Below are 21,557 nucleotides of genomic sequence, written 5' to 3'. Positions count from 1 at the left end.
CCGGAGTGATGGTATCGGTCGTTCACACCACACGCGCGCTCAGAGGTCGTCGAGACCGATCAGTCCGTCCTGGATCGCCCGCGCGACGAGTGCCGCCTTGGTCGGTGCCTGCCTGCCGATCGCCGCGTACTTGACCCTGATCCGTTCCAGGTGGGAGTTCACCGTGCTGAGCGTGATGTTCAGGCGTTGCGCCACGAACTCCTTGGACTCCGACTGGAACCACTCGACCAGGACCTCGGTCTCGCGGGGCGAGAGGGCGGGCCTCGTGTCCGACCGGTCGCCCGCCAGCGCGCCCGCGAGAGCCGGTGGCGTGTACGACTGCCCCGCGGCCGCCGCCTTGACGGCCTGCACGAGGTGGTCGGCGCCCTCGGCCTTGGTCAGGTAGCTGAGCGCGCCGATCTCCAGGCACTGCAGGACGATCTCGTCGTCGGCGCGCATCGAGTACACGATGACCTTGCGACCGTCCTCGACGAGCTTGCGCAGTTCCGACATGGCGGGCGCGACGCCGCCGAGGTGCAGGTCGAGCACGACGACCGCCGCGCTCGCGCCGGGACCGGTCCAGGCCACCCCGGGGTCCTCGCCGCTCGCCACGAGCTCGATGTCCGCTGTGGACAGCCAGTGCGCGACCCCCGCGCGCACGACGGGATGGTCGTCGACCACGACCGCCGTCACGTCGTCCGCCATCGCGCCTCGCTCCTCACCAGTCCACTGTGGACGTTCGTCTCGACGGTGACCGTTCCTGTCCTGCCCGGTGCCGGCAGCGTTTCGGGCGCGTCCGCCACCACCGCCACGCGCACCTCCGTCGCGGTGCGCAGCAGGCTCACCTTCGCACGTCCGTTCGCGGCGGCGAGCGCCTGGGCCATCGGCGCGACCAGGTCACGACGCACCTCCGTCGGAACTGGCGTGGCCGTGCCGCTGACAGCGAGCGAGACGACGACACCGCGCCGTTCGGCGACATCCACACACGCCGTCAGTTCGTGCAGCAACGGGTCGGGCACGTCGTCGTTCTCCGCGAACAACCTGCGCAGCTGCACGGCCGCGACCGAGCAGCGCAGCCTGGTCGTCTGGTCGGCCACGCTCGCGCGTTCGTCGGCGAGGTCGGCGAGCAGCGGCAGCAACGCGCCCAGCTGGCCCTCGAACCCGGCTCGCAGGTCCTGTTCCCGCTGGCGGGCGAGCTCTTCGCGGGTGCGGGCGGCGTCGTGCTCGGCGGCGGCCTCCGCGGCCAGCCCGGCGTCGCGGTGCAGGACTCGGTTGATCACCAGGACACCGAGCTGGAAACTCGTGCCGCTGAGGATGACGACCCCGACCGTGCCGACGTCACCGCCTCCCTCGCGCGCGAGCCACGCGATGCTGAAGCAGATGTGCGCCGTCAGGGCCGCCACCAGCGCGGCCGGCCTCTCGACCAGCACCAGCAGCAGGTACCAGCCGACCAGTCCGAACCCCCAGTCCGCCGGGCTGAACGACGCGCCCGCGGGCAGCCCGGTCGTCGCCAGGACCGACGAGACGAGGGGTACGACAGCGAGGTAGCCCGGTGTCGGCACCCCGGCCGCGACATACCCGGCCACGACCGCCAGCACGGCCGTGAGCAGCCCGTACGCGATCCACGCCGCCGGGCCGTGCGGATGTGCGACGAGCGGGGGCAGCATGAGGACGAGCTGGACGGCGAAGACGACGACCAGCAGGACCTGCCGGGTGGTGGTGGCGACGGTGTGGTCAGTCATCGGCGGTCCACTCCAGCCGCGCGGTGGTCCCCGCCGGTCCCGACTCGACCACCGCCGTACCGCCGGCCGCTTCGAGGCGCCCGACCACCGATCCGCGCAGGCCACGCCGGTGCTCGGGCACGTCGGCGGGCACGAAGCCTCTGCCGCCGTCCCTGATGACGACCACCGCGCCTCGCGCCCGCGTCACCGTCAGATCCGCTTCAGTCGTGCCCGCGTGACGTTCCACGTTCGTGAGCAGTTCACGCGCGGCCCGCACGAACTGCAGCGCGACCCCGGCCGGCACCGGCACGACCTCGGCCTCCACCCGCACGTGCACGGCACTGTCCCGCGCCACCGCCGTGAGCGCGGCCCCGAGGTCCACGGTCCCTTGCGCGTTGCCACGCTCGGCCAGCACGACCAGGTCGCGGCGCGCCTGGGCCGCGACCTCCTCCGGATCACCACCGTGCGCGGCCATCAGGAACGTCGCGGCAGCCGTGTCGTGCAGCAGTGCGAGGTACTCCCGCTCCCGCCTGCCCTGGTCGAGGGCGATGGCCGCGGCCCGGCTCCGCTCGGCGGCGCGTTCCCGGAGCAGGTCCACCTTCCGGCTCGATCTGCGCAACAGCTCGTACGACAGCCGGGCGAGCACGGACTCCAGCACTGCCCGCACGAGCACGCCGGGCCCGGTCGTGACGACCTGCACCGCGAGCAACGCGGCCGTCGCGGGCACGCTGACCTTAGGCGGCCACTGCCACTGCCACGTGATCAGTGTCGTCGTGAGCACCGTCAGCACCCACTGGTCGGCACCGGCCCCCAGCACCACCGACAGCACCACGACGCGAAGGAACGCCACCGGCAGCGCCACGCGGGGCAGCCGGAAGTCGGCGACCGTGCTCACCGCGACCGCCGCGAACAGCGACCAGCCGAGCGGCGAGTTGAGCGAGAAGGCGCCGAAGAGGCTGATCAGGACGACGCCGGCGCCGCGGATCGGACCCGCGAGACGGGACACCGTCGCAAGCAGCCTCGCCTCCAGCACGTCAGGCATTCTCCGCGAGGCCCTTCCGGACCGCCTGGCCGGGCCACATATCGTCCGCGTATCGAAAACCGCGTACGCCCTCGCAACGGTCGTACGTCTTCACTTGGAGCGTGCTCAACACCTGGCAGGAGTGGGTCGGTACGGAGACCGGGGTCGTGGTCGGCGCGGTGCTCGGGATTCCGGTGGCCGTGCTCGTGATGCTGCTCCTGGCGCTCTACCGGAAACTCGGCAGGAACCCGCACCCGTGGCGGACGGCGCTGGCCGACGTCGGCATGGTCTACGGGACGCTGCCGTGGGTGTGGATCATCATGCTGCCCGGCGCGGAGCCGGGCGGCGTGGGCGAGCTGAGCCTGGTGCCGTTCGCGGACCTGATCGATCTCGTCGAGCACCGGGACGCGGGCCAGATCGTCGGCAACATGCTGGTGTTCGCGGCGCTCGGGTTCTTCGCCCCGCTGAGGTTCGCGGCGCTGCGGTCGGCGTGGCGGGTGCTGGCGTTCGCGGCGGCCTGCTCCGCGTTCCTGGAGATCGCGCAGTTCGTGCTGCGACTGGATCGGGTGTCCTCTGTGGACGACGTGCTGCTCAACGCCGCCGGCGCGGCGCTGGCCTCGCTCGCGTCGCGTTGGTGGTGGCGCCCCAAGCCCGCGCCGGCGGAGGAACGGCACCTGGTCGCGGTGTGAACATGCGGGCGATACAGACCCTATTTCCCTAGGCTGGCGGCATGCGTGTGCTGATCGTGGAGGACGAGCCGTACCTGGCCGAGGCCGTCCGGGACGGGCTCCGGCTGGAGGCGATCGCCGCGGACATCGCCGGGGACGGCGACACGGCGCTGGAGATGCTCAGCGTCAACTCCTACGACCTCGCGGTGCTCGACCGCGACATCCCCGGCCCGTCCGGGGACGAGATCGCGCGGCGGATCGTCGCGTCCGGCAGCGGCATGCCGATCCTCATGCTCACCGCCGCCGACCGGATCGACGACAAGGCGTCGGGGTTCGGGCTCGGCGCCGACGACTACCTGACCAAGCCGTTCGAGCTCCGGGAACTGGTGCTGCGGCTCAGGGCGCTCGCCCGCAGGCGTGCCTACGCGCGGCCGCCGATCAGTGAGATCGGTGGCCTGCGGCTCGACCCGTTCCGGCGTGAGGTCTTCCGCGACGGGCAGTACGTCGCGCTGACCCGCAAGCAGTTCGCGGTGCTCGAGGTGCTGGTCGGCGCCCAGGGCGGCGTCGTCAGTGCCGAGGAGCTGCTGGAGCAGGCCTGGGACGAGAACGCCGACCCGTTCACGAACGCCGTCCGCATCACGGTCTCGGCACTGCGCAAGCGACTCGGCGAACCGTGGCTCATCGCGACCGTGCCCGGCGTCGGCTACCGCATCGACGCGGATGGCGAGTCCCTGTCCTGCAAGTCCGTTCGATGAGAGTCACGGACGAGACTTGCAGGACAGGGACTAGGCCTCCAGGGCTTAGCGCGCGCCTGAAGTTCACCCTGAGCTACGCGGGCATCGTCGTCGTGGCCGGCGCCGTCCTGATCGGGCTGGCCTGGTGGGACCTGCTGCGCTACGTCCCCGACAACGACCAGGGCCTGCTCTTCACCAGCCCCAACCGCTACCTGCTCTCCCGCATCTTCGGCCGCGCCGCCGCGATCGCCATGGTGTTCCTGGTGGCGTTCGGCCTGATCGGCGGATGGATCCTGGCCGGTCGCATGCTCTCCCCGCTCGACAAGATCGCCGACGCCGCCCGGCTGGCCTCGAAGGGGTCGCTGTCGCACCGCATCCGGCTTCCCGGCAAGGCGGACGAGTTCCGCGAACTGTCCGACGTCTTCGACACCATGCTCGAGAAGCTCGAGTCACACGTCGGCGAGCAGCGCAGGTTCGCCGCCAACGCCTCCCACGAACTGCGCACCCCGCTGGCGATCTCGCAGTCACTGCTCGACGTGGCCCGCCAGGACCCGTCCCTGGTCGACGCCGAGCTCCTCGACCGCCTGCACACCGCGAGCCGCCGCGCGATCGACCTCACCGAGGCCCTGCTGCTGCTCAGCCGCGGCGAGCGGGGCGTGTTCAGCCGAGAGCCCGTCGACCTCTCCCTGATCGCCGAGGAAGCCGCCGAAACCCTTCTCCCCCTTGCGGAACGGCGCGGGATCGAGCTCGTGGTCACCGGTGAGCCGGCGACCACCACCGGTTCCGCGGAGCTGCTCCTGCGGATGGTGACGAACCTCGTCCAGAACGCCATCGTCCACAACCTCCCGACCGGCGGCACGGTCACCGTCCACACCGAACCGCAGCACCAGGCGTGCGTGGTCCGGATCGAGAACACGGGCCGCCGGCTCGCCGCGGACCTGGTGCCGACGCTCACCGAGCCGTTCCAGCGCGGCGGCGAGCGCGTCCGCGACGACGATCACGCGGGTGTCGGCCTGGGACTCGCCATCGTGCACAGCATCGTCCGGGCGCACGACGGCGCGCTCGACATCGTCCCGCGTCCGGCGGGCGGCCTGCGCGTCACGATCCGGCTGCCCAGCTCCTGAGCAGTGGCTGTGGTCCGATCGATGAGGTCGCTTTCCGGCGCTTTTCCGTTACACCACCACTTTGCACTCTCCATCAATTCGGTGAATGCGACGGAGACCTTCGGCCCTAGGCGTTGTGGCCATTCGGGGATCAGGCTTGTTCGTCTTCTGCCATGACGGGAGGGCACGATGACCGAGCCGAGTGGCACGGTGACCGGCAGCGGCCAGTTCCGCGTCGGCCCCGAACTCCGAACCGGTGTGATCGAAACGCAGGGCCAGGGCGCGAAAGCCGTTCTGTACACCGTGGTCGACGGTGAGCCGATGGTCGAGGGCGACATCGTGCTCACCCTCGTGCAGGAGGGTGAGATCCACGCGAGGGGCGTGGTCATCCCAGGTCAGCAGTTCCGCTGGCCGGGTGGGCGGGTGCCGTTCGAGATCGACCCGACCCTGCCGAACCAGGCTCGCGTGCACAACGCGATCGCGCACTGGAAACGCAACACCCGCATTCGCCTGGTGCCGAGAAACGCGACAGACACGAATTTCATTCGTTTCCAGCCTGGCGGTGGCTGCAGTTCTCCCGTGGGCATGCGCGGAAACCGGCAGAACATCACGCTGGCGCCAGGGTGCGAGACCGGCGCGACCATTCACGAAATCGGGCACAGCGCGGGACTGTGGCACGAGCAGAGCCGCGAGGACCGCAACAACTTCGTGACGATCGATTTCACGAACATCCAGCAGCAGAGCGCCCACAATTTCAACCAGCACATCACCGACGGCGACGACGTCGGGCCGTACGACTACCACTCGATCATGCACTACCCGCGGCGTGCGTTCGCGATCGACACCGGCCGCGACACGATGACACCGGTCCAGAACGTCGAGATCGGCCAGCGCGAGGGGCTCAGTCCCGGCGACTGCGCGGCGGTGCGGTCGATGTACAGCGGCCTTGAACCGGCGGCGGTGTTCCGGGGCGTGCAGTTCACCGGGTCCGTCCCGGCGGGCACGACCAAGCGGTGGTTCACCCACAGCTGGCCCGCCCACTGGTACGTGCTGTGGACGGTCGTGCCGACGGCGCCCGCGGTCGACGGCGGGGCGCAGGTCGAGTGGACCACCCAGGTCACCCGGCAGTCCGGCGGGCTGCTCAAGTACTTCCTCGCCATCACGAACCTGACCGGCGGCCAGGTCGACGTCGAGGCCCGCTACGACGTGCTCGGCTGGTCGCCGGGCGCACTGTGAGAGGAGCCGCCATGAGCGCCGACCTCGACGGCGGGGCCGCCCCCGCGTCGCTCGACGACCTGATCGTCGCCGAACCCCTGGAAGCCGCGGACAACGGTGGTGCGGCACCGGATGCCGCGCAGGACACCGAGGCCGCCGTGGCCGAGGAGACCTCGTACGCGGCCGAGGACGCCGGTCCCGCGCCCGAAGCAGAGTGAAGGGAGAACCCCGATGCGACTTGGTGTGCAGTTCCGGGGACAGGTGCCCGGCGGGACGTCGCGGCGCTGGTTCACCCACAGCTGGCCGGAGGGCTGGCGGGTCGTGTGGATGGTGGTGCCGACGTGGCCGATGGTCGACGGCGCCGCGCAGATCGAGTGGAAGGTGCAGGTCGACCGGCAGGCCGCCGGGCTGATCAAGTACTTCATCGAGATCCGCAACCTCACCGGCGGTCCCGTCGACATCGAGGCCCGCTTCGCCGTGCTCAACTGAGCAGGTGCACGGCACCGTCGTGATCCCTGCAGGCACGCCCGCGTTCGGCCGGGCGGTGCTGCGGGTGCGGCTGCTCGACGTCTCCCTCGCCGACGCGCCGGCCGTCACGAAGGCCGAGCACGTCAGCGAGTTCCGCCGTGACGACACCGCCGAGCAGCGCCTGCCGTTCGACTTCGGCCTGGCTGATGGGCCGATGCTGAACGTCGCCGCTCACGTGGACGTGAGCGGCGACGGGCGGGTTCGTCACGGCGATCTGGTCAGCACCAGGGCCATCGAACCGTCGGACGGCGTGGTCGTGCCCGTGGAACCGGTGTAGCTCAACGCGTCCCACATCAGGAGGTGACGACCACGTCCTTGATCGCACCTCGCCAGAAGTCCACGTTCTGGCCGTTGTACTTGGCGCGTCCCACCGCGAACGCCCCGGTGCTCTCGACGGCCGGTCCCGCCGGTGCCGTGGCGACCAGCGCGCCGTCCACGTAGAGCCGGATCTCGCCGCCCTTCCGCTCACCCTTGATCTCGTACCAGCGGCCGATCTCCGGCGTGATCTCGTACCGCGCCCGGTTGCCGCCGGGCGTGCTGAACGCGAACGCGCCCTGGCCGTACTGCAGGTAGAAGGGGTTCTCCGACTGACGGCCGTCCTGGCTCACCGCGGAGGCGTAGTTGCCTGGCAGTTCGTCCAGCCGCACCTTCGCGGACACCGAGTAGTCCTTGGTCGTGTCGACCACCGGGCCGTAGCTCTCCGCCGAGCCGTCGCGGAGTTCCAGCGCACCGTCCTTCCAGGTGGCACCGGCCGGGCTGAGCGTCAGCGGGTTAACGCCCTTCGAGTCCTGCGCGGTCGTTCCCGTGGTCTCGTTCAGCTTCCACTCGCCGCTGCCCGCGTACGGGTACGGCTTGCCGGCGTTGGCACCGGCCTCGATCACCCGCCGGTTGATCTCGCGGACCGGACCGGGATCGACCTTGATGCGCTTGCGGTCGTAGGTCCACAGGCCGTTGAGCTCGCCTTCCAGGTCGGTGACCTGCGTGTAGACCGACGCGGACATCTCCTGGCGTGCCTGGCCCAGGTAGAACGTGCGGGTGTTGTCGACGTACTTCGCCGTCAGCGCCGCCTTGTTCGCCACGCCACTGTAGATCGCGATCGGCGCACCGGGCCACTGATGTCCCGGCGTGCGCAGCGTGAAGCCGCCGTGCTCGCCATCCATCACGACGCGCTTGCCGTCCGGACGTGCCGGGTCGGTGTTGTTGTAGTCGTGGTGGTCGATGACGTCGCCCTTGCCGCTGTCGCCCTTGGAGGCACAGCAGTTCACGCCGCTGTGCGCGCTGACGATCCGGCTCGGGTCGGCTGCCTTGACGTCGTCGGTGATCTGGCCGGTGACGGTGCGGTCCCACTCGCCCCAGCCCTCGTTGAACACGATCCACGCGTAGATCGACGGGTAGTTGTGCAGCTGCTGCATCAACTCGCGGCTCTCGTTGAGGAAAGCCTGCTGCGCCACCGGGTTGCTGCCGTCCTCGACGGACACGAAGTCCTGCCACACCAGCAGTCCGAGCCGGTCCGCGTGGTAGTACCAGCGGGCGGGTTCGGCCTTGATGTGCTTGCGGACCGAGTTGAAGCCGAGGTCCTTCTGCGCCTTCAGGTCGAACACGAGGGCCTCGTCGCTCGGTGCCGTGTTCAGGCCGTCCGGGTAGAAGCCCTGGTCCAGCTGCATCAGTGAGAAGATCGGCTGGCCGTTGAGCGTCAGCTTCGGCGTGCCGCCGACGTTCGCGATGCCGGTGGACCGCATGCCGAAGTAGCTCTTGACCTTGTCCTTGCCGAGCGTGACGTCGAGCTGGTAGAGGTACGGGTCGTCCGGCGTCCACAGGTGCGGGTTCGGCACCGGCAGCGTCAGCTTGGTGTTGGCCGGTCCGGTGACCGTGCCGACCTGCTTGCCCTTGGCGTCGCGGGCGACCGCCGTGACGGTGGCGTTGCCGGCGGACTTGACGTTCACCGACAGCGAGCTGGTGGCGAGGTCCGGGGTCGTCCTGATCTCGTCGATCCCCTTGTCGGCCACCGGTTCCATCCACACGGTCTGCCAGATGCCCGACGACGGCGTGTAGAAGATGCCGCTGGGGTTGGGCGACTGCTTGCCCTTGGGCTGGTGCGGGCCGGTGGTGTCGGTGACCGCGACGACGATCTCCTGCTCACCGCGCTTGAGCGCGTCGGTGATGTCCGCGCTGAACGCCGTGTAGCCGCCGGTGTGCTCGGCGACCAGCTTGCCGTTCACCCAGACCTTCGCGTGGTAGTCGACCGCGCCGAAGTTGAGCTTCAGCCGTTGCCCGGACCCGATCCTCCAGTCGTGCGGGACGCTGACCGTGCGGCGGTAGAACATGTGGTCCTCGTGCCGTTCGAGCCCGGAGAGCTGCGACTCGATCGGGTAGGGCACGACGACCTTCTCGCGCAGCTTCTTCCCGAACACCGGCTGCTCGCCGGCCTTGGCACCCGCGAACTCCCATGGGCCGTTGAGGTTGAGCCACTTGTCGCGTTCCAGTTGCGGCCTCGGGTACTCCGGCAACGGGTTGCGCGTGTCGACCTTCTCGCCCCACGGCGTCCTGAGCCGTTCGGTGGAGACGTTGCCGACCGTGCGCGCGGTCTTCTCGACCTTCTTGCCGCCGACCGCGAGTGCACCGGCGCCGTCGTAGTACATGCGGACCCGCTGGCCCTTCAGCACCCGCTCGGCCAGCCGGACGGTCAGCCGGTTGCGGCTCGTGGTGACGACCGAGACCGGCATCGGCGTCGCGTCGACCTCGACCACGAGGTGGTCCTTCAGGTCAGACGTGCCCGAGACGCGGCCGTCGAACTCCGCGGTGAGGGTCCGGCCGTCCTTCGAGACCCCGGCCGTGCGCGGCACGACCTGGAAGCCGGACGGCGGCGTGAACGCGGACTCCGGCACGATCTGCTTGGGCGTGGTCGCACTCGACCAGCGCAGGAACATGTTGGCGCCGCCGACGTCCTGGAACATCTCCAGCCTGAAGTCGTACTGGCGCCCGGCGGTGAGCGTCACCGGCGCGCTGGTCTGCTCGCGGTCCCAGTCCGGCACCCAGTGGTCGATCACCGGCTTGCCGTCGACCAGCAGCCGGAACCCGTTGTCCCCGACGGCGTAGAACGTGTAGTCGCCGGTCTGCGGCACCGCGATCTGGCCGGTCCACCGCGCGGTCGTGTGTTCGGTGCGGCCGTTCAGGAACCCGAACACTCCGGTCAGGTCACCGTGGTTCACGTCGGCGTCGAGCACGGTGCCGCCCAGGGTCGCGAAGTCCCGCGCGCCCGGTGCCGACATGCTGAAGTACTCGCCCTTCAGACCGTGCACGGGCTCGGCGGCACCCGCGGACGGCGTGCCGGGCGCTATGCCCAGCGCCAGCAGCAGCGCGACGAGTACGGGGGCGGTTTTCTTCATCGGCGAAGATCCCCTTCAGTTTTACAACGTTGTAAGAGCGCTCCCATACATCCACGCACACGGCTCTGCGGCCGGGCTACGGCCGAACGGAGGTATCGGGCATGTCAAACCGGACAAGTTTCCGGGACGTCACGAGGCGCGCCCAGGTCGTTCGGGGCTGGGCCGAACTGCCACCGCTCGGCCGGCACGCGGACGGCACGGCGAGTTCAGTGGAGACGGCGAACGCTGAGATCGAGGTTGGCGGCGATCTCCCGTTCGGTGAACTCCCCTGACCCACTTCTTCTTCGCGTACAGCCGAGCCTGGTCGGTGTGGTGCGGCGAGGCCGCGCCACACCAACGACGCCGGGGCCTGCGCACTGTGAAGTGCGCAGGCCCCGGCTCGTCATCACTTGTTCAGCGCACCGCCGACGATCGGCAGCACCACCTTGCTGACGCCCAGCGACACGTTCAGCGAGACACCACCTGCCGCCGTGTCCGCGGTGATGTAGCCACTGTGGTTCGTGACGAGCACGATCCCGATCCGGTGCCCGGCCGGGATCAGCGCGTCCCTGGCGTGCAGCTTCCAGGTGACGTCCGCGGTGGACCCGTTGGTGGGCAACGGGGTCGCGGTCTCCAGCGACAGCCGGTTCTTGGCGTCGACGGCACCCTTGGTCAGCATCGTCGCCGAGACCGCCTGGATCGACACGTCCGGCGGACGCGCGCAGCCGGTCCTGTCCCGCAGGTCGTTCTTGCCGCACACCTCCGTGGACAGCTGCAGCGGACTGCGTTCGGACAGCACCGCCTGCGTGCTCGGGCCGTAGTCCACCAGCAACGCGGTGAGCGGCGTCGACGCCCGGTTCGACGCGATGCGGACGGTCAGGCTGACCTCACCGGACAACCGCGCGTCCTTCGTCAGCGGTGCCGTCACGTAGGCCAGCCGGCGGGTGTTCGCGGTCTCCGGGCTGGCCATCATGGTCGCCTCGCTGATGTTCGCGTTCGCGCCCAGAGTCTGCGTGCCGCCGGGAACCGGTGCGGTGGTCAGCGAACCGGACATGCCGCCGGCCGCCGGACCGAAGTACAGCGTGGTGTCCTTCGTGTCCGGTCGCGGCCACGCGGCGGCCTGTTCCCAGCTGCCGTCGGACTTCTGCACGTCGGCCATGGGCTCGTTCATGATCCCGTTGTTCGCGCCCTTGAGCCAGTGGTCCATCCACAGTCCCATGACGCGCTGCCACTCGGCCTGGCGGAACGAGATCGGGTCGAGGTGCCCGCCCCGGTGCAACCAGATCTTGCGCGGCACGTTCCGGTCCGCCAGCTCTTCCCACCAGCGGCCGAACTGCGACGGCTTGACGTTCCAGTCCGCCTGGCCGTGCACCGCGAACACCGACGCGGACACGTTCTGCGCGCCCACCCGGTAGTCGCGGGCCTTCCAGAACGACGTGTAGTCGTAGGACTCGTCGCCGTCCTCACGGGACAGCTTGTCGAACACCGGCTTGCACTTCGCCTTCTGCGCCGCGCTCACGACGTAGTTGGCGAGGAAGGTCGGATAGTTGGAATCCCAGCCCTTGTAGCCGATGCCCTGGTCACGGGCGTACTCGTACCAGCTGGAGATCGCGGCGATCGGCACGATCGTCTTCACGCCGGGGATGTTCGCCGCGGCCGCCGCGTTGGGCAGCGTGCCGTTGTAGGAGACGCCGAGCATGCCGACGTTGCCGGTGCTCCAGCTCGCGACCGCCGCCCGGCCGTCCGCGTAGAACGCCTTGGCACGGCCGTTGAGCCAGTCGACGACCGCGCGGACGCTCGCGGTGTCCTCGGGACCGCCCGTGGTCGGGCAGCCGGTCGAGCGGGAGGTGCCTTGCATCTCCATCTCGACGACGGCGTAGCCGCGTGGCACGAAGTACTCGTCGTACCAGCGGCCGAAGCCGCGCGGCACGTTCGTCGCCGTCGCGGCCGCCGCGCCCAGCCCGTAGTAGGGGCTGGCCTCCATCACGATCGGCACTCGCCCGGCCGTGTCGGGCCGCATGACGTCGGCGGCGATCCGGTCGAGTTTGCCGTCCGCGTCACTGTCGATCGTGGACTCGACGTAGACGGTCTCGGTGATCGCCGCGGCGGCAGGAGCCGCGTTCGAGGCAGGCGTGTAGATCGTCGCGGCCATGAGCAGGGCGGCCGTGACGAGGTAGACCCTTCGCATGAGTTCCTCCGTCGGAGGGCCCGATGAAGCAGCAGGGGTGGAACTCGGGCCCTACGAAGGAATCTCACCGAATCCGGCGGTGTCGCCGGTACGGCCGAAAGATCTGAACCATTGCCTGTCTCAGGCCGCGACCAGTTCCTTGTCCCGGTCCGAGGCCTTGACCTTCGGCTTCTTGTTCGGCAGCGACAGGCGGAACACCTTGTGCCACGCCGAGAAGACCTGCTTGGGCAGCGGGCCGGTCACGTAGTCCAGCTCGTACTTCTCGAACAGCGCCTTCACCTTGACCGCGACCTCGGCGTACCGGTTGCTCGGCAGGTCCGGGAACAGGTGGTGCTCGATCTGGTGCGACAGGTTGCCGGTCATGAAGTGCATGGCCTTGCTGCCGCTGATGTTCGCGGAGCCCATCATCTGGCGCAGGTACCACTGGCCGCGCGTCTCGCCCTTGATCGACCGGCGCTCGAAGGTCTGCACGCCCTCCGGGAAGTGCCCGCACATGATCACCGAGTGCGACCAGATGTTGCGGACCAGGTTCGCGGTGAACGTCGCGGCGAGCGTGGTCAGGAACGACGGGCCCGACAGCAGCGGGTGGATCACGTAGTCCTTGAGCACCTGCTTGCGGATCTTGCGACCCACGGCCGCGGCACGCGCGCGGAACTCGGGGCGGTTACGGCGGCGCTTGTGCAGGTTCTTGCCGAGCTCCAGGTCGTACGCGGCGATGCCGTACTCGAAGAAGCACGCGTTGATGAAGTTCCACAGCGGCTGGCCCAGGTGCATCGGGTGCCACTTCTGGTCCTCGTCCACGCGCATGATGCCGTAGCCGAGGTCGTTGTCCTTGCCGATCACGTTGGTGTACGTGTGGTGCAGCTCGTTGTGCGAGTGCTTCCACTGCTCGGCCGGCGAGACGTGGTCCCACTCCCAGGTGGTGGAGTGGATCTTCGGGTCGCGCATCCAGTCCCACTGGCCGTGCAGGATGTTGTGCCCGATCTCCATGTTGTCCATGATCTTCGCCACGGACAGACCGGCGGTGCCGATGATCCACGCCGGCGGGAAGAGCGAGAACAGCAGGATGCCGCGGCTGGTCAGCTCCAGCTTGCGCTGCACCGAGATGACCTTGCGGATGTAGGCGGCATCCTTCTCGCCACGGCTCGCGATCACCTCGTCGCGAATCGCGTCGAGTTCGCGGCCGAGCTCCTCGATCTGCTCGTCGGTCAGGTGGGCGGTGGGATCGATGGCGGTCATGGAACTCGCTTTCCGGGGAGCAGTGGCTGGGGGTGGGCCACTTCGCGGGGGGAGGACTGAAAGTCTGTGGTGGGCGCGCTGGTTAGCGTTCGAGTTCGCAAGGGCCCGCAGCGGCGGACACGCAGGTCTGGACGAGCACGTGGGCGGTGGGGCTGTCCTCGGCCTCGGTGATCTCGCCGGTGCGCAGGTCTCGCACGGCGCCGGACTTCAGCGGCGTCACGCAGCCGTAGCAGATGCCCATGCGGCAGCCGGACGGCATCAGCACGCCCGCTTCCTCGCCGACGTTCAGCAACGGCGTGGCGCCGTCGGCCTCGACGGTCTTGCCGGTCTTGCCGAACGTGACCTCGCCACCCTCGCCGGCCACGACCACGGTCGGCCGGAAGCGTTCGGTGTGCAGGCGTTCGGCGGCGCCGTGCTCTGCCCAGTGCGCCTCGGCGGCGTCGAGCAGACCGGCCGGCCCGCAGGCCCAGGTCTCGCGCTCGGCCCAGTCGGGCACGAGCTTCTCCAGTTCGGCGAGGTCAAGCATGCCGTCGATGTCGGTGTGCAGCTCGACCAGCTTCAGCGCCTTGCCGGCGACCAGGTTGTGCAGGTCGTTGCGGAAGATGACGTCTTCCTTGCGCGGCGCGGAGTGCACCATCACGACGTCGGCGAGCTTCGAGTCGCGCAGCATGCCCATCACGGGCGTGATGCCGCTGCCGGCCGTCAGGTAGAGCACCTTGGCGGGCCTGGCGGCGGGCAGGACGAACTCGCCGGTGGCCTGGTCGAGCTGGATGACCGTGCCGGGCTTCGCCTTGCGGACCAGGTGGTTGCTGACCTTGCCGTCGGGGATGGCCTTCACGGTGATCGTGATGCGGCCGTCCGCGCGGTTCGTCGGCGACGTCACCGAGTACGCGCGCCACAGGCGCACGCCGTCGACGTCGATCCCGACGCGGATGTACTGACCGGCGACGTGACCGCGCCAGCCCTTGCCGGGCTTGATCACGATCGTCGCGGCATCGTCTGTCTCGCGGTGCACGGCCTCGATGCGGCCGCGCAGGTCGGCACCGGCGCGGAGGGGGCTCACCAGGTCGAGGTAGTCGGACGGCAGCAGCGGCGTCGTGACCAGCTCAAGCAGTTTCCACGCCCTGCTGCGGAGGGCGACACTCGTCATGACTCCAGCTTGATGCGCCCCAGGGCGTAAAGTCCTGTCCGTAGGACGTGAATCTGCCCGGCTGGATTGTTCGCAGGGAACAAATCGTGACTCACGCAATGAGGCGGGCCACCGAACTGGCCCTCGATGAGAAGACCGTGACCGCGTTGCGGGCGGTCCTGAGGCCGACGGCCGACGAGGTAGTCCGCGCCATCATCACCGAGGTGCCGAGCTACGCCAACGCACTTTCCGGACGCATGGGTGGCACCATCCGCCGTGCCGTTCGCACGGCGCTAGGACACTACTTGGACCTCGCCAGCGGCACAGGCGGGGGTGGTGACGCCAGCGACGCGGCCTACGAACTCGGCCGCGGCGAGGTGCGCGACGGCCGTTCGATGGACGCGTTGCTCAGCGCGTACCGCGTCGGCGCCCGCGTGGCCTGGCGAGGCCTGGCCGCAGGCGCCGTACCAGCGGGTCTGCCCGCCGCGGAGGTCGCGAAGTTCGCCGAACTGACCTTCGCCTACATCGACGAACTGTCCGCCGCCAGCGCCGCGGGCCACGCCGACGAACTGGCGGCGCGAGGCCTCGCCCACGAACGCCACCTCGAACAACTGGCCCGCGACCTGCTGGCCGGCGCGAGCGCCGAGGTCCTGCAGACCGACGCCGGACGCGCCGCCTGGCAGCCGCCGACCACCCTGACCGTGGTCCTGCTCCCCTCGTTCCAGGCCCGTCCCGCCTACCGCTCGCTCGACCCCGGCACCCTCGTCCTGGACGACCTGCCGGACTCGACCGGCGTCCTGTTCGTGCCCGACGCCGACCGCGCTCACCTGCTGCGACAGCTCAGCCACCGCAACGCCGTCGTCGGGCCGGCGCGCCCATGGATGCGTGCCTCCGACTCGTATGAACGAGCCGTACGCGCGCGATCCCTCTCCCCCGACATCCGCGACACCGAGGAACACCTCGCCGCTCTTGTGCTGAGCGCAGACCCCGACGCGTACGCCGACCTGCGCGCCCGCGCCCTGGCACCCCTGCTGGCGTTGCCGACCACCACGGCACGGCGCCTTGAGGAGACGCTGCGTGCCTGGTTGCTGCACCACGGCCGGCGCGAAGAGGTGGCCGCCGCCCTGTTCGTGCACCCGCAGACCGTCCGGTACCGGATGGGGCAGCTCCGGGACCTTTTTCCGGACCTCGGGTCTCCGCAGCGGGTTTTGGAGCTGACGCTGGCGGTGGGTTTGCCTGCACAAGGTTAATTTTGGTCAACACTGAAGCTATCGAGCAGACCGATGGAGTCCAGGCCGACGAGCGCTAGGTCACCAGGCCGCGGCGATAGGCGTAGACGACGGCCTGCACCCGGTCCCGCAGGTCGAGCTTGGTGAGGATGCGCGACACGTACGTCTTCACCGTCTCCTGGCTGATGACCAGGGCGGCGGCGATCTCGCTGTTCGACAGGCCCTCGGCGATCAGCCGGAGGACTTCGAGCTCACGTGGCGCCAGCTGGGTCTGCGCGATCTCCTCGGCGGGCCGGATGCGCGCCGCGAACCTGCCGACGAGCTGCCGGGTGACCTCCGGCGCGAGCAGGGCGGCACCGCTCGCCACGGTCCGGATGCCCTGCAGCAACTGGGCCGGTGGCGCGTCCTTGAGCAGGAACCCGCTCGCACCGGCCCGCAGCGCCTCGTAGACGTACTCGTCGAGGTTGAACGTCGTGACCACGAGGACCTTGACCGGGTCGGGGACGCCGGCGCCCGCCAGCAGCCGGGTCGCCCCGATGCCGTCGAGCACCGGCATGCGCACGTCCATCACGACGACGTCCGGGTCGAGCCTGCGGGCGAGGTCAACCGCCGCGCGACCGTCCCCGCACTCCCCCACGATCTCGAGGTCCGGCTGGGCGTCGATGATCGTGGCGAAGCCGGTGCGGATGAGCGCCTGGTCGTCGCACACCAGCACGCGAACCGGTGCGGTCACGCCGGGTTCCCCGCGGGGATGCGCGCCCTGACCACGAAACCGCCGTCGCGTTGTTCCGCCGAGAACTCGCCACCCAGCACGTCGACGCGCTCGCGCAGCCCGGCCAGGCCGCGGCCGCTGCCTCCGACCGGCGTGGACGACTTCGCGCCCTCGGTACCGACCTCCACGGTGATTTCCCTTTCGCCGTAACGCACGTGCACGTTCGTCGGGTTGCCGTGCGCGTACTTCAACGCGTTCGTCAACGCCTCCTGCACGACCCGGTACGCGACGGCCTCGGCGCTGCCCGCGTCCCGCGTCGCCTCGCCTTCCTCCGCGAACTCCACGGGCTGCCCGGCCAGCCGGGTCTGCTCGACCAGCGTGCGCAGGTCCCCGAGCGTTTCCGTGCTGTGGTCGGGATTCAGCAGGTCGAGCAGGTGCCGCAGGTCGGTCAGCGACCGCCGGCCGGTGTCGGTGATCGCCTGCAACGTCTGGTCCAGCCGGTCGGGAGCCGCGGTCAGGTACCGCGCGGCCTCCGCCTGCACCACCATCGCGGTCACGTGGTGGGTCACCACGTCGTGGAGCTCGCGGGCGATCAACGTCCGTTCCGCGACACGGGTCGTCACAGCGACGTGCCGGCGGCGTTCCTCCTCGGCAGTGCGCGAGAGCCGCAGCCACGCGCCGATCGCCCACGTGGCGGCCAGCGCCAGGTAGAACGTGACGAACCCGGCCACGCCTTCCGTGGCTCCGTTCAGGTCGAGCGCGACGGCCAACCCGGCATACCCGGCGGAGAGCGCGATCACGGTGCCGCGCCGGTGGTGCGACAGGTGCAGCCCGGCGCTGATCAACGCGATCGGCAGGGCCGTGCCGGCGACGGTGTGGTAGCCGCGCAACTGGTCGACGGCGAACGCGACCGACACCAGCACCAGGCCGACGAGGGGCCACTTCCGGCGGACGACCAGCGGCAGGCACTCGAACGCGATCACCGCGATCGCGAGAGCGTCGAACGGCCGGTTCGGCAGTCCGCCGAGCTGGGTGCCCTTGTCGTGCAGCGCGGGCACCAGGGATCCCAGCGCGAGCAGCAACGCCAGTGGCGCGTCCTGGACGCGAACGTCCCGGACGCGCCACCACTGAAGGCTGATCACGCGGCGAGGGTAGCGGCCGGCGCAGTACGGCCACGGCGCGGCATGATGTTGCCGCGGCGCTTCGCCAGCCACAGGAACGCCGCCGTGACGACCAGACCGGCCAGCACCGAGTACACGCTCGCCTCCGGCCCGAAGTTCCCTCCGGTGACGAGTGCGGAACCGGACGTGACGCCGTCCAGCAGCCCCTGCGGCGCGTCCTGACCGGACACACTCGTGCTGAAGATGCCGCCCTGGGCGAAGTTCCACGCGAAGTGCACCCCGATCGGCACCCACAGGTTGCGCGTGGCCACGTAGGCGGCGCCGAGCATGAGCCCCGCCTCGATCGCGATGGCGAGCGAGCTCCACACCGTGGCGTTCGGGTTGAAGATGTGGGCGAAGCCGAACACCAGTCCACTCAGGACCAGGGAGAGCGACGTGCCGAGGCGCTCCTCGACGATGCGGAACAGGACGCCGCGGTACATCAGCTCCTCGGTCACCGCGACGGCGACCATGAACCCGAAGATCGCGATCATGCCGGACACCGAACCCCAGCCGCGCACCTCGTAACCGCCGAGGAAGGTGATGTTCAGGATCACCGCCCCGAACATCGCGAGTCCGACGAGGACACCACGGCCCAGAGCGCCAGGGGCGATCTTCAACGAGACCTCGGTGGGCTCCCGGTGTTCGGTCCTGCGCACCACCCAGGCGTACCCCGCCAGTGCCAGCGCCGCCGCGACGACGCCGGCGACCAGCGTGAGCGGCGCGTTCCACCCCAACGCCTGCACGCCGACGCCACCCGCGAACGTGACGAGCGCGATCAGGAAAAACTGCTTCAGAAATCGCATGACCGGAACGTTATGGATTTCGCGCCTCTGGAACGTCACCGTGCGGTGGACATTCGCGTGTAGCTCGCAAGGGGGACACAGAGGCGTTGAGCGCTGCGGACAGCCAGGCGAACGGTATGAAGTCGGCGGCCTCCTGCGCGGTCCCGTCGATGATCGCGACCAGCAACCGGATGGCGCTGACGCTCAGCCCCGTCCGGTGCGCCACCTCTCCGATCGCGTACCGCCTGGTGTCGTTCATCGGGATTCCTCCGTGGATACCCCGGCCTTCAGACCGGGGAGGAAACGGACCCCTGCGGAGCAGGACAAGGACGGAGTTTCGCCTCCAGGGCGAAAGACCGTGCTCTGACCCCCAGGATGGGCGGTTGGCGGAGCGGCTTGTGAAGTTGTCGCGCCCGGTCGGCGATAACCAAGTCGGCCGGGTCTACCGCCGGGCTGGTGGGATGTCAGGTCTGTGGAGCTCGTGTAAGACCGTGGGCGGTACACCGTCCCTGTGCTGGTAACCCCAGGCGGCAACGAGCTGCGAAGCAGAAAACTCGACCCGCGAGGGAAGAATCTCCCTGCTTCAGCTGGGAGAGAGGTCAAGAGGCCACTATCGAACCTCAAGTGGCTTGAGACGCAACCCATACGAATGACTTACTTGAGCATTACCAACCCTTTACCTATGCTGACCCGCGAGGGGAGTACTTCCCAAGCGTCTGCCCGGTCAGTACGGACACCCCGAGGTGTCCTCGGGAGGCCGCCCGCACCGGGTGAAGGAGACCTCGAACGATCCTGTTCGAGGAGGTTCCGTGCCCGTGCAATCCGTGGCGTCGCCCGGTCTGTGGTTTCTGAGCATCGCGGCGCTGCTCGCCCTGCTGGTGGTCGACTTCCTGGTCACTCGCCGCCCGCACGAGGTGTCCCTCAGGGAGGCGGCGGGCTGGTCGGTCTTCTACCTCACGCTGCCGCTGGTGTTCGGGCTCTGGCTGTGGTTCGAGTTCGGCAGCGGCCAGTCGCTGGAGTTCGTCACCGGGTTCGTGGTGGAGAAGTCCCTCTCGGTGGACAACCTGTTCGTCTTCATGCTGCTGCTCGCCGCGTTCCGTGTGCCCCCGGAGATCCAGCAACGCGTGCTGCTCTACGGCATCGTCGGCGCGTTGGTGCTGCGCGGCATCTTCATCGTGGCCGGCGCCGCGATGCTGGCGGCCGGGACCTGGGCTTTCCTTGTGTTCGGGCTGGTGCTGTTCGCGTCGGCGCTGAAGATCCTGCACGCGGCTCTCGCCGGTGTGCCGGCCGCGAAGGACACCTCGAAGATGCGGTCGGTGCGGCTGCTGCGCAGGCTGATGCCGGTCACCGACGACTACCGCGGCACGCGGATGACCGTCCGCGAGAACGGGCGCAGGGCGCTCACCCCGCTCGCGATCGTGGTGGTGGCGATCTTCGCGACCGACGTCGTGTTCGCGATCGACTCGGTGCCGGCGGTGTACGGCATCACCGAGGACCCGTACCTCGTGTTCACCACCAACGCGTTCGCACTGCTCGGCCTGCGCGCGCTCTACTTCGTGCTGCACTCGGCGCTCGCCAAGCTCGTGCACCTCAACCACGGCCTGGCGATCATCCTGGCGTTCATCGGGGTGAAGCTGGTGCTGCACTGGGCGCACGGTGTGTGGCCGGCCGTGCCGACGATCCCGACCCCGGTCTCGCTGGCCGTCATCGTGGCGACGCTGGGCATCGTGACCCTGACCAGCCTGCGCTCCCGTCGCCACGAAGCAGCCAGTCTGGACTGATCCACATGGCCACCGCGCGCATGATCGATTTCCTCGTCGACGTCAGCGTGACGCTCCTCGTCCTGACGGCGCTGGCGATCACCTGCGCGGTGCTCGCCTCCAGACCGTGAGTTCATCGAGGCGTGGCGGAGTCACGGCCTAGCGGACAGGTGTCCGATATCGTGGGCACATGCCTGCTCGCCCTGACACCGGCCCCGACTTCATCGAGGCGCTCGCCCGCGGCCTGGACGTGATCCGCGCGTTCCGGCCGTTGCGCCCGGTGATGACGCTCAGCGAGGTCGCCTCGGCCACCGGGCTGGCGCGGCCGACCACGCGCCGCATCCTGCTCACGCTCGCCGAGCTCGGGTACGTGCGGCAGAGCGAGGCCGGCTTCGCGCTCACGCCGCGAGTGCTCGACCTCGGCGTCGCGTACGTGCGGTCGATGGGCCTGTGGGACGTCGCCCGCCCGCACATGGAACGGCTGTGTGCCCGCACCAACGAGTCCGTGTCGATCGCGCAGCTCGACGGGCCGGACATCATCTACGTCGCGCGGGTCGCCGTGCCGAAGATCGTCACGCTGTCCGTGCAGATCGGCACGCGGTTCCCGGCTTTGCCGACCTCACTGGGGAAGGTGCAGCTCGCCACCCTGGCACCGGACGAGCTGGAGGCCGTGCTCGCGCAGCCGACCCGGTCCGGCCTGACGTCGCGCTGGCAGCCGGACGCGGCCGAGCGCGACGCCGAGCTGCGGGACGTCCGGGCACGCGGGTGGGCGCTGACCGACGAGCAGCTCGCGCTGGGCATCCGGTCGGTCGCGGCACCGTTGCGCGACGGGAGCGGCAGGGTCGTGGCCGGGATCAACGTCAACTGCCACGCGTCCGAGACGTCGGTCGAGCACATGGTCGAGCACCACCTGCCCCTCCTGCTGCAGGTCGCGGGCGAGATCAGCGCCGACTTCGCCCGGCTCGGCACGGTGCCGCACGAGGTCGTCGCGTCCTGAGGGGGGTTGACCAACGGCCGTCGA

22 protein-coding genes are annotated in these 21,557 nt (G+C 69.5%); 11 read left to right on the top strand and 11 right to left on the bottom strand.

Translation table 11 applies throughout. The features are described from left to right. Positions 1–39: 39 nt before the first annotated feature. The 3 genes from IG04_RS0138065 to IG04_RS0138055 are packed head-to-tail and all read right to left on the bottom strand — an operon-like array spanning position 40 to position 2,742. Positions 40–684 carry a response regulator transcription factor gene (locus IG04_RS0138065; protein WP_030481606.1) on the bottom strand — a complete coding sequence of 215 codons (645 nt, stop codon included), beginning with the start codon at positions 682–684 and terminating at the stop codon, positions 40–42. Next, the gene (locus IG04_RS0138060) at positions 669–1,721 is read right to left on the bottom strand and encodes a hypothetical protein (protein ID WP_030481605.1); all 1,053 of its coding nucleotides are present in this window, start codon (positions 1,719–1,721) and stop codon (positions 669–671) included. The genes IG04_RS0138065 and IG04_RS0138060 overlap by 16 nt, the downstream gene beginning before the upstream one ends. Continuing rightward, positions 1,714–2,742, bottom strand: coding sequence for a sensor histidine kinase (locus tag IG04_RS0138055; protein ID WP_030481604.1), 1,029 nt, complete (start codon positions 2,740–2,742; stop codon positions 1,714–1,716). Before IG04_RS0138055 ends, IG04_RS0138060 begins: the two co-directional genes overlap by 8 nt. Positions 2,743–2,843: 101 nt before the next feature. On the opposite strand from IG04_RS0138055, the gene IG04_RS0138045 reads away from it, so the two are divergent. From IG04_RS0138045 to IG04_RS0138015, 7 genes are all read left to right on the top strand, one after another. Then, positions 2,844–3,410 (top strand): VanZ family protein, encoded by a 567-nt coding sequence (locus IG04_RS0138045; RefSeq protein ID WP_030481603.1) that lies wholly within the window; start codon positions 2,844–2,846, stop codon positions 3,408–3,410. 41 nt (positions 3,411–3,451) lie between these two features. After that, on the top strand, positions 3,452–4,144 hold the full coding sequence (locus IG04_RS0138040) for a response regulator transcription factor (protein WP_030481602.1): 693 nt from the start codon (positions 3,452–3,454) through the stop codon (positions 4,142–4,144). Beyond that, entirely contained in the window at positions 4,141–5,247 is a 1,107-nt protein-coding gene (locus IG04_RS0138035; RefSeq protein WP_051771614.1) for a sensor histidine kinase, read from the top strand. Before IG04_RS0138040 ends, IG04_RS0138035 begins: the two co-directional genes overlap by 4 nt. A gap of 168 nt (positions 5,248–5,415) precedes the next feature. Then, complete coding sequence (locus IG04_RS0138030) at positions 5,416–6,462, top strand: M12 family metallopeptidase (RefSeq protein ID WP_063758367.1); 1,047 nt, start codon at positions 5,416–5,418, stop codon at positions 6,460–6,462. A gap of 11 nt (positions 6,463–6,473) precedes the next feature. Continuing rightward, on the top strand, positions 6,474–6,659 hold the full coding sequence (locus IG04_RS0138025; RefSeq protein WP_030481599.1) for a hypothetical protein: 186 nt from the start codon (positions 6,474–6,476) through the stop codon (positions 6,657–6,659). A 13-nt stretch (positions 6,660–6,672) separates the two neighbouring features. Continuing rightward, the gene (locus IG04_RS0138020; RefSeq protein ID WP_030481598.1) at positions 6,673–6,930 is read left to right on the top strand and encodes a hypothetical protein; all 258 of its coding nucleotides are present in this window, start codon (positions 6,673–6,675) and stop codon (positions 6,928–6,930) included. A 4-nt stretch (positions 6,931–6,934) separates the two neighbouring features. Beyond that, positions 6,935–7,246, top strand: coding sequence for a YbaY family lipoprotein (locus tag IG04_RS0138015; protein WP_030481597.1), 312 nt, complete (start codon positions 6,935–6,937; stop codon positions 7,244–7,246). 16 nt (positions 7,247–7,262) lie between these two features. Here IG04_RS0138015 and IG04_RS0138010 read toward each other — a convergent pair whose 3' ends face one another. Beyond that, on the bottom strand, positions 7,263–10,355 hold the full coding sequence (locus IG04_RS0138010; protein ID WP_051771608.1) for a glycoside hydrolase family 2: 3,093 nt from the start codon (positions 10,353–10,355) through the stop codon (positions 7,263–7,265). A 101-nt stretch (positions 10,356–10,456) separates the two neighbouring features. Between IG04_RS0138010 and IG04_RS46955 the strand changes: the two genes are divergently transcribed. After that, on the top strand, positions 10,457–10,627 hold the full coding sequence (locus IG04_RS46955; RefSeq protein ID WP_157513086.1) for a hypothetical protein: 171 nt from the start codon (positions 10,457–10,459) through the stop codon (positions 10,625–10,627). A gap of 113 nt (positions 10,628–10,740) precedes the next feature. Here IG04_RS46955 and IG04_RS0138000 read toward each other — a convergent pair whose 3' ends face one another. The 3 genes from IG04_RS0138000 to IG04_RS0137990 all read right to left on the bottom strand — a co-directional run bounded on the left by IG04_RS0138000 (position 10,741) and on the right by IG04_RS0137990 (position 14,911). Continuing rightward, positions 10,741–12,522, bottom strand: a complete 1,782-nt coding sequence (locus IG04_RS0138000) for a CocE/NonD family hydrolase (RefSeq protein ID WP_051771606.1) — start codon at positions 12,520–12,522, stop codon at positions 10,741–10,743. Between the two features lie 120 nt (positions 12,523–12,642). Continuing rightward, positions 12,643–13,761 carry a fatty acid desaturase family protein gene (locus IG04_RS0137995; protein WP_030481594.1) on the bottom strand — a complete coding sequence of 373 codons (1,119 nt, stop codon included), beginning with the start codon at positions 13,759–13,761 and terminating at the stop codon, positions 12,643–12,645. A gap of 82 nt (positions 13,762–13,843) precedes the next feature. Then, a complete protein-coding gene (locus IG04_RS0137990; RefSeq protein ID WP_030481593.1) occupies positions 13,844–14,911 on the bottom strand; it encodes a ferredoxin reductase in 1,068 nt (355 codons plus the stop codon). An 86-nt stretch (positions 14,912–14,997) separates the two neighbouring features. Between IG04_RS0137990 and IG04_RS0137985 the strand changes: the two genes are divergently transcribed. Then, complete coding sequence (locus IG04_RS0137985) at positions 14,998–16,140, top strand: PucR-like N-terminal domain-containing protein (RefSeq protein ID WP_030481592.1); 1,143 nt, start codon at positions 14,998–15,000, stop codon at positions 16,138–16,140. 55 nt (positions 16,141–16,195) lie between these two features. Here the strand turns inward: IG04_RS0137985 and IG04_RS0137980 are convergent, their stop codons facing one another. From IG04_RS0137980 to IG04_RS0137965, 4 genes are read right to left on the bottom strand one after another with little or no spacing between them, the layout of a single operon-like run. Next, positions 16,196–16,852, bottom strand: coding sequence for a response regulator (locus tag IG04_RS0137980; protein WP_030481591.1), 657 nt, complete (start codon positions 16,850–16,852; stop codon positions 16,196–16,198). Further along, positions 16,849–17,973, bottom strand: a complete 1,125-nt coding sequence (locus IG04_RS0137975) for a sensor histidine kinase (protein WP_030481590.1) — start codon at positions 17,971–17,973, stop codon at positions 16,849–16,851. Before IG04_RS0137975 ends, IG04_RS0137980 begins: the two co-directional genes overlap by 4 nt. Beyond that, positions 17,970–18,797 (bottom strand): CPBP family intramembrane glutamic endopeptidase, encoded by an 828-nt coding sequence (locus IG04_RS0137970; RefSeq protein ID WP_030481589.1) that lies wholly within the window; start codon positions 18,795–18,797, stop codon positions 17,970–17,972. Before IG04_RS0137970 ends, IG04_RS0137975 begins: the two co-directional genes overlap by 4 nt. A 10-nt stretch (positions 18,798–18,807) precedes the next feature. Then, the gene (locus IG04_RS0137965; RefSeq protein WP_030481588.1) at positions 18,808–19,035 is read right to left on the bottom strand and encodes a hypothetical protein; all 228 of its coding nucleotides are present in this window, start codon (positions 19,033–19,035) and stop codon (positions 18,808–18,810) included. Between the two features lie 550 nt (positions 19,036–19,585). On the opposite strand from IG04_RS0137965, the gene IG04_RS0137960 reads away from it, so the two are divergent. Beyond that, on the top strand, positions 19,586–20,557 hold the full coding sequence (locus tag IG04_RS0137960) for a TerC/Alx family metal homeostasis membrane protein (RefSeq protein ID WP_030481587.1): 972 nt from the start codon (positions 19,586–19,588) through the stop codon (positions 20,555–20,557). 169 nt (positions 20,558–20,726) lie between these two features. Beyond that, positions 20,727–21,533 carry an IclR family transcriptional regulator domain-containing protein gene (locus tag IG04_RS0137950; protein ID WP_030481586.1) on the top strand — a complete coding sequence of 269 codons (807 nt, stop codon included), beginning with the start codon at positions 20,727–20,729 and terminating at the stop codon, positions 21,531–21,533. Positions 21,534–21,557: the final 24 nt, after the last annotated feature.

Source organism: Lentzea albidocapillata, assembly GCF_000719115.1.
GTDB classification, from domain to species: domain Bacteria; phylum Actinomycetota; class Actinomycetes; order Mycobacteriales; family Pseudonocardiaceae; genus Lentzea; species Lentzea albidocapillata.
Note: the sequence above shows the minus strand (reverse complement) of the source record. Positions and strands in the feature narration are given on the sequence as shown.

Bases quoted from the DNA above. Each gene is read 5' to 3' on its own strand.
- IG04_RS0138065 (WP_030481606.1), bottom strand. From the start codon at position 684: ATGGCGGACGACGTGACGGCGGTCGTGGTCGACGACCATCCCGTCGTG.
- IG04_RS0138060 (WP_030481605.1), bottom strand. From the start codon at position 1,721: ATGACTGACCACACCGTCGCCACCACCACCCGGCAGGTCCTGCTGGTC.
- IG04_RS0138055 (WP_030481604.1), bottom strand. From the start codon at position 2,742: ATGCCTGACGTGCTGGAGGCGAGGCTGCTTGCGACGGTGTCCCGTCTC.
- IG04_RS0138040 (WP_030481602.1), top strand. From the start codon at position 3,452: ATGCGTGTGCTGATCGTGGAGGACGAGCCGTACCTGGCCGAGGCCGTC.
- IG04_RS0138035 (WP_051771614.1), top strand. From the start codon at position 4,141: ATGAGAGTCACGGACGAGACTTGCAGGACAGGGACTAGGCCTCCAGGG.
- IG04_RS0138030 (WP_063758367.1), top strand. From the start codon at position 5,416: ATGACCGAGCCGAGTGGCACGGTGACCGGCAGCGGCCAGTTCCGCGTC.
- IG04_RS0138025 (WP_030481599.1), top strand. From the start codon at position 6,474: ATGAGCGCCGACCTCGACGGCGGGGCCGCCCCCGCGTCGCTCGACGAC.
- IG04_RS0138020 (WP_030481598.1), top strand. From the start codon at position 6,673: ATGCGACTTGGTGTGCAGTTCCGGGGACAGGTGCCCGGCGGGACGTCG.
- IG04_RS0138010 (WP_051771608.1), bottom strand. From the start codon at position 10,355: ATGAAGAAAACCGCCCCCGTACTCGTCGCGCTGCTGCTGGCGCTGGGC.
- IG04_RS46955 (WP_157513086.1), top strand. From the start codon at position 10,457: ATGTCAAACCGGACAAGTTTCCGGGACGTCACGAGGCGCGCCCAGGTC.
- IG04_RS0138000 (WP_051771606.1), bottom strand. From the start codon at position 12,522: ATGCGAAGGGTCTACCTCGTCACGGCCGCCCTGCTCATGGCCGCGACG.
- IG04_RS0137995 (WP_030481594.1), bottom strand. From the start codon at position 13,761: ATGACCGCCATCGATCCCACCGCCCACCTGACCGACGAGCAGATCGAG.
- IG04_RS0137990 (WP_030481593.1), bottom strand. From the start codon at position 14,911: ATGACGAGTGTCGCCCTCCGCAGCAGGGCGTGGAAACTGCTTGAGCTG.
- IG04_RS0137970 (WP_030481589.1), bottom strand. From the start codon at position 18,797: ATGCGATTTCTGAAGCAGTTTTTCCTGATCGCGCTCGTCACGTTCGCG.
- IG04_RS0137965 (WP_030481588.1), bottom strand. From the start codon at position 19,035: ATGAACGACACCAGGCGGTACGCGATCGGAGAGGTGGCGCACCGGACG.
- IG04_RS0137950 (WP_030481586.1), top strand. From the start codon at position 20,727: ATGCCTGCTCGCCCTGACACCGGCCCCGACTTCATCGAGGCGCTCGCC.